General features: G+C 71.4%; 6 protein-coding genes and 1 pseudogene. 4 read left to right on the plus strand and 3 right to left on the minus strand.

What is annotated here, in order from left to right; all coding sequences use genetic code 11:
- Positions 1-17: 17 nt before the first annotated feature.
- Positions 18-563 (plus strand): FHA domain-containing protein, encoded by a 546-nt coding sequence (locus VA596_RS27790; RefSeq protein WP_323331111.1) that lies wholly within the window; start codon positions 18-20, stop codon positions 561-563.
- Here the strand turns inward: VA596_RS27790 and VA596_RS27795 are convergent.
- Both VA596_RS27795 and VA596_RS27800 read right to left on the minus strand, forming a co-directional pair.
- The gene (locus tag VA596_RS27795; RefSeq protein WP_323331112.1) at positions 541-1860 is read right to left on the minus strand and encodes an MFS transporter; all 1320 of its coding nucleotides are present in this window, start codon (positions 1858-1860) and stop codon (positions 541-543) included. The genes VA596_RS27790 and VA596_RS27795 overlap by 23 nt on opposite strands.
- A gap of 132 nt (positions 1861-1992) precedes the next feature.
- Entirely contained in the window at positions 1993-2637 is a 645-nt protein-coding gene (locus VA596_RS27800; protein WP_323331113.1) for a TetR/AcrR family transcriptional regulator, read from the minus strand.
- A gap of 114 nt (positions 2638-2751) precedes the next feature.
- Between VA596_RS27800 and VA596_RS27805 the strand changes: the two genes are divergently transcribed.
- The 3 genes from VA596_RS27805 (at position 2752) to VA596_RS27815 (ending at position 7012) form a co-directional block, all read left to right on the plus strand.
- On the plus strand, positions 2752-3600 hold the full coding sequence (locus VA596_RS27805; RefSeq protein WP_323331114.1) for a shikimate dehydrogenase: 849 nt from the start codon (positions 2752-2754) through the stop codon (positions 3598-3600).
- Positions 3590-5398 (plus strand): sugar phosphate isomerase/epimerase and 4-hydroxyphenylpyruvate domain-containing protein, encoded by a 1809-nt coding sequence (locus tag VA596_RS27810; RefSeq protein ID WP_323331115.1) that lies wholly within the window; start codon positions 3590-3592, stop codon positions 5396-5398. Before VA596_RS27805 ends, VA596_RS27810 begins: the two co-directional genes overlap by 11 nt.
- A 309-nt stretch (positions 5399-5707) precedes the next feature.
- Entirely contained in the window at positions 5708-7012 is a 1305-nt protein-coding gene (locus tag VA596_RS27815; RefSeq protein WP_323331116.1) for a sugar ABC transporter substrate-binding protein, read from the plus strand.
- 29 nt (positions 7013-7041) lie between these two features.
- On the opposite strand, the pseudogene VA596_RS27820 reads toward VA596_RS27815, so the two are convergent.
- Positions 7042-7185: pseudogene (locus VA596_RS27820) on the minus strand (cellulose binding domain-containing protein); the annotation flags it as partial.

Here is a 7185-nt window from a genome sequence, read left to right on the forward strand (position 1 = left end):
AAACGGCGGGAGGGGCGATGGGACAACGGGAGACGGCGACGATCGAGACGCTCGACGGGGCCGTGGCGAGACTGGCGGTGCGCCGCGGCTCGTGGCTGGTCGGCCGTGGGCCGGAGGCGCACCTGAGGCTGTATTCGGACCGGGTGAGCCCGCGGCACGCCTGGATCCGGCGTGACGCGCGCGGCACCTGGGTGTCCGACGCGGGTTCGCGCACCGGCACCCTGGTCAACGGCGAGGCCCTGGCGCCGCGGCAGGCCCGGTTGCTGCGCGACGGCGACCGGGTGACGTTCGGGCCGATCACCGCCGTCTACCGCGGCACCGATCCGGCGGACGAGGACGAGCCGCCGGTGTTCGCGAAGGTCGTGCGGGTGCCGGGAACCGGCCGGGTGGCGCTGGTGCTCGGGCCGGTCCTGGTGGTGGCCGGGTTCGGGCTGGGCGCGTCCAGGCTCCTCCGGTACTTCGCGGCCGGACCGGAGGTGGGCCTGGGCGGCACCCTGCTGACCGCGGGCGTCGTGGTGACGGTGCTCGGGCTGGTGCTGGCTAACCGTCCACAGTGGAGGTGACCATGGTGGACTCCGGGGTGCTGGCCGGGGGCTTGCCGCCGAGTTCCGCGGTCGGCACCCGGTAGGTCTCCCGGGCCGTCGCCGCGGCGATCGCCGCCACCACGCAGACCGCCGCCGTGAAGATGGAAACGCCGAGCCGGTCGGACTTTCCGGTGCCGATCGCCGCCACCACGCTCGGGGCGAAACCCGCTACGGCGAAGCCGAGCTGGGTGCCGATCGCCATGCCGGACAGGCGGACGCGCGCCGAGAACATCTCGCCGTACAGCGACGGCCAGACGCCGTTGACGCCGGAGTACGCGACGCCGAAGAGGACGATGCCGAGCACGAACAGCAGCGCGTACGAGCCGATCGAGATCGACCACAGGTAGGGGAAGATCAGCACGCCGCAGGCGAGGCAGCCGGTGATGAACACCGGCTTGCGCCCGACCCGGTCGGCGAGCCCGGCCAGCAGCGGGATCGCTGCCAGCGCCACGATGTTCGCGAGCACGCCCACCCACAGCATCGGGGTTCGCGCCAGGCCGATCGTGTTGACCGCGTAGCTCAGCGCGAAGACGGTGAAGATCGTGCTGACCGAGGCGATCGTGGCGGCGACGACCACGCGCAGGACGTCGGCCCAGTGGTTGCGGAAGAGCACCGCGACCGGCAGCTTCGCGACGTCGGTGCGGGCGAACACCGGGGTTTCGTCGAGCTTGCGGCGGATGACGAAGCCGACGAGCACGACGGCCGCGCTGCACCAGAACGGGATCCGCCAGCCCCACGTCAGCAGGTCGGCCTGGGGGAGTGCGGCGACGGGCAGGAAGATCGCGGTGGCCAGGATCTGCCCGGCCTGCGTGCCGCTCAGGGTGAAGCTGGTGAAGTACGCGCGACGGCGTTCGGGAGCGTGTTCCAGCGACATCGAGTTCGCGCCCGCCTGCTCGCCGGCCGCGGAAAGTCCTTGCAGCAGGCGGAGAACGACCAGCAGGACCGGCGCGAGCACACCGACGGTCGCGTAGGTCGGCAGGCAGCCGACGGCGAAGGTCGCGAAGCCCATCAAGAGCAGAGTGAAGACGAGGACCCGCTTGCGGCCGAAGCGGTCGCCGACGTGGCCGAGGATGAACGCGCCGACCGGCCGGGCGGCGTACCCGACGCCGAAGGTGGCCAAGGCGAGCAGTGTGCCGGTCGCGGGGGAGGAGGCGGGGAAGAAGACCTTGTTGAACACCAGTGCGGCGGCGGTGCCGTAGATGAAGAAGTCGTAGTACTCGAGCGCACTGCCGATCCAGGCGGCCAGCGCCGCCTTGCGGGGCATCGATGCGGTCACAGGGGTGCTCCTGACGTCCGTGCTTCGTTGCTCAGAGTCGGCGGGGAAGCGGGTTGCTAATGTACGATCTGGTTAGTTAATACAGAGTGGAAGAAGAGGCCTCGAGAGTCAAGAGATCCTTTTCGGGGGCGGCTAGAGCGCCGTCAGGTAGCCGACGACCAGGTCGCCCAGCATCTCGCGGTAGTGCTTGCGCCGGGCCGGGTCCAGCATGTCGCGGCTGAAGATCGCCTGGAACGTGTGGCGGTTCGCCAGCCGGAACACGCAGAACGAGCTGATCAGCATGTGGATGTCCAGCGGGTCGGCGTCCGCGCGGAAGCGGCCGGCCGCGCGGCCGCGCTGGAGGATGCGGGTCAGCCCGCCCAGCGCCGGGTCGGCCAGGCCGGCCAGGATCGCCGACTGCTTGAGGTGCTCCGCGTGGTGGATGTTCTCGATGCTGACCAGCCGGATGAAGTCCGGGTGGGCCTCGTGGTGGTCGAACGTCAGCGCGGCCAGCTCCCGCAGGGCTTCCTCCGGCTCGAGGTGCTCGACGTCGAGCTGCGACTCGAGGGTGCGGATCGCGGCGTACGACCGCTCCAGCACCGCGAGGTAGAGCTGTTCCTTGCCGCCGAAGTAGTAGTAGATCATCCGCTTGGTCGTGCTGGTGCGGGCGGCGATCTCGTCGACGCGGGCGCCGGTGTAGCCCTTGTCCGCGAACTCCCGCGTGGCCACCTCGAGGATGTCGGCGCGCGTGCGTTCCTTGTCGCGCTGCCGTTCGGCCTCGGACGATGGTGCGGCCACCGGGCTCCCTCCGCTGCTGGTCGACGCCCTCACTCTAGTCGAGGACTTCCGGACGGGCGGGCGCCGCGCTACTGTGAACTCACTAGTTCGTACATTAATCCGGAGGGGTGCCGCGTGACCAGCTACCTGATCGGGCTCGTCGGCACGGGCATCGGGCCGTCCGCCAGCCCGGCCCTGCACGAGCGCGAGGCCGACGAGCTCGGCCTGCGCTACGTCTACCGCCTCCTGGACCTCGACGTCCTGCGCCGCCCGGTCGCCGACGTCCTGGACGCCGCCCGGCTCGCCGGGTTCGACGGCCTGAACATCACCCACCCGGCCAAACAGGCCGTGCTCCCGCACCTCGACGAGCTCTCGCCCGAGGCCGAAGCCCTCGGCGCGGTCAACACCGTGGTCTTCGACCGCGGCCGCGCGACCGGGCACAACACCGACGCCACCGGCTTCGCCCGCAGCCTGCGCCGCGGCCTGCCGGACGTCCGGCGTGACGACGTCGTCCTGCTCGGCGCCGGGGGAGCGGGCGCGGCCGTCGCGCACGCGCTGCTCTCCTCGGGCATCGGGCGGCTGACCGTCCACGACGTCGACGGCGAGCGGGCGGCCCGGCTCGCCGGCGCGCTGCGGGACCGGTTCGGCGCGGACCGGGCGGTCACCGGCGGCCTGGACGCCGTCCGCGACGCCGACGGCCTGGTCCACGCGACCCCCACCGGCATGGCCGCGCACCCCGGCACGCCGCTGCCGGCCGAGCTGCTGCGCCCGGAGCTGTGGGTCGCCGACATCGTCTACCGCCCGCTGGAGACCGCCCTGCTCGAGGCCGCCCGCGCCCGCGGCTGCCGGGTGCTGCACGGCGGCGGCATGGTCGTGCTGCAGGCCGCCGAGTCGTTCCGGCTGTTCACCGGCGTCGAACCGGACCCCGCGCGCATGCTCCGCCACTTCGACACCCTGGACGGAGGGACCGCCCGTGCGGCCTGAACCGCGTACCGCGATCGCCACCGTCTGCCTCTCGGGCACGCTGGAGGACAAGCTCGCCGCGGCCGCCGCGGCCGGGTTCGACGGCGTCGAGCTGTTCGAGAACGACCTGATCGTCTCGCCGAGCGGCCCGGCCGAGATCCGGAAGCGCTGCGACGACCTCGGCCTCTCGATCGACCTCTACCAGCCGTTCCGCGACTTCGAGGCGGTGCCGCCGCCGCTGCACCGGGCCAACCTGCGCCGCGCGGCGCACAAGTTCGACGTCATGGCCGAGCTGGGCGCGGACACCGTGCTGGTCTGCTCGTCCGTGTCGCCGGACGCGATCGACGACGACGAGCTGGCCGCCGAACAGCTGCACACGCTCGCCGAGAGCGCCGCGGAACGCGGGATGCGGATCGCCTACGAGGCGCTGGCCTGGGGCCGGCACGTCAGCGGGTACGAGCACGCGTGGCGGATCGTCCGTCGGGCCGCGCACCCCGCGCTCGGCGTCTGCCTCGACAGCTTCCACATCCTCTCGAAGGGTCACGACCCGGCGCCGATCCGCGCGATCCCGGGGGAGAAGGTCTTCTTCCTCCAGCTGGCCGACGCCCCGCGGCTCCCGATGGACGTCCTGCCGTGGAGCCGCCACCACCGGCTCTTCCCCGGCCAGGGCGAGTTCGACCTGACGGCGTTCACCGGGCACGTGCTCGCCACCGGCTACGAAGGCCCGCTGTCGCTCGAGGTCTTCAACGACGTCTACCGCCAGTCCGACCCGCGCCCGGCCGCGGTCGACGCGATGCGCTCGCTGCTCGCGCTGAAGGAGTCCCTCGGCGTGCTGGACCTGCCGCCGGCGCCCCGCCTGTCGGGCCACGCCTTCGCCGAGGTCGTCGGCGGCGCGGGCGCCGGGACCGGCGCGGTGCTGGCGTCACTCGGCTTCGCGCGCACGGGCGTGCACCGCAGCAAGCCGGTCGAGCTGTGGGAACAGGGCGAGGCCCGGGTGCTGGTCAACGAGGGCGGGGACACCGGCGGCGCGATCGGGGCGGTCGCGCTGGCGAGCGCCGACCCCGCACGCTCGGCCCGCCGCGCCGAAGCGCTGCTCGCGCCGGTCCTGCCGCGCACGCACGGACCGCGGGAAGCGGACCTCGCCGCGGTCGCCGCGCCGGACGGCACCCAACTGTTCCTCTGCGGCAACGACGAGTGGCGCGGCGACTTCGAGCCGACCGGCGAAACGACCGTGGGTACCGGGGTTTTCGGAATCGATCACGTCGCCCTTACGCAGCCGTTCGACCACTTCGACGAGGCGGCGTTGTTCTACCGCTCGGTGCTCGGGTTGGCGCCGTCCCCGGTCGTGGAGTTCGCCGCGCCGTTCGGGCTGGTGCGCAGCCGCGTGGTGACGGCCGGGGACGTCCGGCTGACCCTGGACAGCGCCCTGGTCCGGCGCGGGGAGTGGGCGCCTGCGGTGCCCGAGCCGCAGCACGTCGCCTTCGCGTGCGCGGACGCCGTCGCCGCGGCCGGGAAGATGCTCGCGCTCGGCGCGCCGCTGCTGGAGATCCCGGGCAACTACTACGACGACCTCGCCGCCCGGCTCGATCTGCCTGCCGAACGGATCGCGCGGTTGCGCGCGCACTCCGTGCTCCACGACCGTGACGAACACGGCGAGTTCCTGCATTTCTACACCGCCCTCGCGGGCGCGCGCGTGTTCTTCGAGGTGGTCCAGCGGATCGGTGGCTATCGCGGTTTCGGCGTCGTCAACGCGCCGGTGCGGATGGCCGCGCACCGCGCCCGCCGGCACCCGGTCCCACCAGGCGCAACGCTCGCCTGACCGCCGCCCCGGGACCCGTCCCGGGGCGGCTTTCTTTCGCCCGCGCCGCGCTATTCCGGCGTACCGGAATAGCCACCCGGGCCGGTGAAAAACGTCCGGGACACCCTCCTATTCGGACGACTTCCGCCACCTTTCGCGCAGGTCGCGGTAACGGTGTGACTACTCCGTGTCAGAGTGCCTGGAGCAATTACAACGTCTTGGCAACCGCCTTGACAGGGCCTGTGGTACGTACCACTCTAACCCCAACATTGGTCTACACCATTTGGGGCGCCTGGCCACGGTGGCCGGGCATCGAAAGGACGGCAACGAGTGAAACGCTGGCTCAAGCTGGCGGCGGGCGCCGCCGCAGTCACCCTCGCGACCGCGGGATGCGCGGGTTCCAGCGGCACCGACACCGCCGCTTCGTCGAGCGGTGCTCCCGCGCAGATCACCGGCGACGTCACGGTCTGGCTGATGACGGGTTCCGCCCCGGCCACGCTGACCGACGCGCTCAACAAGGAGTTCGAGGCCGCCCACCCGGGCGTCAAGGTCAAGTACGAAGTCCAGCAGTGGGACGGCATCCAGCAGAAGCTGACCACCGCGCTGGCGAGTGGCGCGCCGCCGGACGTGATCGAGATCGGCAACACGCAGACCGCGGCGTTCGCCTCGAACGACGGTGTCCTGACCGACCTGACGGCCGACAAGGACAGCTTCAACGGCTCGCAGTGGCTGAAGGGCCTCGCCGACTCGGGCACCTACGACGGCAAGGTCTACGGCGTCCCGTTCTACGCGGCCAACCGTGAGGTCATCTACCGCAAGGACATGTTCGAGCAGGCCGGCATCACCAAGACGCCGACCTCGAACGACGAGTGGGTCGACGCGATCGGCAAGCTGAAGACCAAGTTCGGCTCCGACCCCGACTTCCAGGCGCTCTACATGCCGGGTCAGAACTGGTACGCGCTGCTCTCGTTCATCTGGGACAACGGCGGCGACATCGCCCAGCCCGACGGCAAGAACTTCAAGGCGACGCTGGACAGCGCCGGTGCGAAGGCGGGCCTGGACTTCTACAAGAAGCTCGTCGACACCTCCGGCACCAAGGCGCCGAAGGACGCCGACGAGGCCAAGCCGCAGCAGGCGACCGTCTACGGTGCCGGCAAGGTGGCCATGATGATCGGCCTTCCGTGGGAGGTCGCGACCGCCGCGAAGACCGACCCGAGCCTGACCGCCAAGACCGGCGCGTTCGCGATCCCGAGCAAGACCGCCGGCCAGAGCGCCCCGGTCTTCCTGGGTGGCTCGAACCTGGCCATCCCGGCCAACAGCAAGAACGTGGCCGCGGCCAAGGAGTACATCAAGCTGCTCTCCAGCCCGAAGTACCAGAGCCAGCTCGCCGCCGCCGGCGTCGTGCCCGGTACGTCGACCGACCTCACCGGCCTGGACAAGGACCCGATGGGCAGCGTGATGGCGAAGGCCTCCACCAACGGCAAGGCCGTGCCGGCCAGCCCGAAGTGGGGTGACGTGGAGTCCGGCCAGAACCCGGTCAAGGACATGCTGACCGCGTACCTGACCGGCAAGAAGACGCTCGACCAGGCGACCGCCGACGCCAACGCAGCGCTGAACAAGCTCATCGGCGGATGACAGCGACCGCCAATGTGACGATGCCGGCGGGGGGGGCCCCCCCGGCCCCCCCCCCCCCCGCCGTTGAGCTTGCAGTTCGACGGCGGGGCGTACGACCCCGAGTACGTCACGTTGAAGCCGAAGCTCGCGCTACCGCCGTTGCCGACGTTGCCGTTCCACGTGTTCTTGACCGT

The organism is Amycolatopsis heterodermiae, assembly GCF_034929455.1.
In the GTDB taxonomy this organism is placed as follows: Bacteria; Actinomycetota; Actinomycetes; order Mycobacteriales; family Pseudonocardiaceae; genus Amycolatopsis; species Amycolatopsis heterodermiae.

What these genes read in the sequence shown, in the direction of transcription:
- VA596_RS27790 (WP_323331111.1), top strand. Translation starts at nt 18, where the DNA reads ATGGGACAACGGGAGACGGCGACGATCGAGACGCTCGACGGGGCCGTG.